At 48.4% G+C, this 943-nt stretch carries 1 protein-coding gene; it reads right to left on the minus strand.

The window, feature by feature from the left end:
- Positions 1–49: 49 nt before the first annotated feature.
- Positions 50–943, minus strand: an 894-nt coding sequence (locus B3B27_RS05985; RefSeq protein WP_414703314.1) for a sodium:solute symporter family transporter, incomplete at its 5' end; no start/stop codon positions are given.

Consider the following 943-nt stretch of genomic DNA (forward strand, 5'->3'; position numbering starts at 1 on the left):
CTAAAAAAGGGGTAGCATGTCATTCTTTCTGCATTCCCTTCCAGGTCTATTATTTGATCTCCTTTTTGTTGGGTAACAAAAAACTTGACAGCCAGGCAATCAGGATACTTACCGACACTCCGATAAAACCGTACAGCAAAAACGACAAGGGAGTATGCTCCTTGATGATCAGTAGCAGGAAGAGCCCTGTGATCACGCCGACAAGGGCTGCCCCTGCACCCACCCGGGGAAAGAATATTCCCAGGATAAAGAGGGCCCCCATTCCGCTGGTGAGAAGTCCCAGGAACGTGTTGAACTGGTCCCACAAAGAAGCGATGTTCCAGGTGGCCAGCATCAATGCCATACCCATTCCCAGTAATCCGCAGAGGAGGCCCGACCAGCGGGCCATTTTCAGTTGTGATGAAAAAGTACTTTTCGGGAAAATGGTCTGGTAGAAATCGGATGTGAGCACGGCGGCAGAGGAGTTGATGTTGGATGAAAGGGTTGACATGGCTGCGGCAAAAATGGCGGCAATGAGCAGTCCGGCAAACCCTACCGGCATCTCCGACACGATAAACTGCGGAAATACCGAATCGATATTGGGATTGGTAACCATCATGCTTGCGGGGTTATCTTTATAGAATGCGAAAAGGCCGGTTCCTATCAGAAAAAACAAAATGGTGACCGGAACACTTAGGATACCATTCAGCCAGATGCTGCGGGAAGTGGATTTTTCATCTTTTGTGCTCATATAACGTTGTACGATAGACTGATCGCTGGTGTAGGTGATGAGCGAATTAGCCACTCCGCCAATCAATACGACCCAGAATACCGGCTGTGTAAAATCAAACCGGAAATCGAACGTCCGGAATTTGTGAAACTCGATGGAAGTATGCCAGAATTCTCCCAAGCCTCCATCGATACCCATTACCATCAAAACAAATGCAGCAAGTGCTCCAAAGAC

Source organism: Proteiniphilum sp. UBA5463, from assembly GCF_002427225.1.
Classification (GTDB): domain Bacteria; phylum Bacteroidota; class Bacteroidia; order Bacteroidales; family Dysgonomonadaceae; genus Proteiniphilum; species Proteiniphilum propionicum.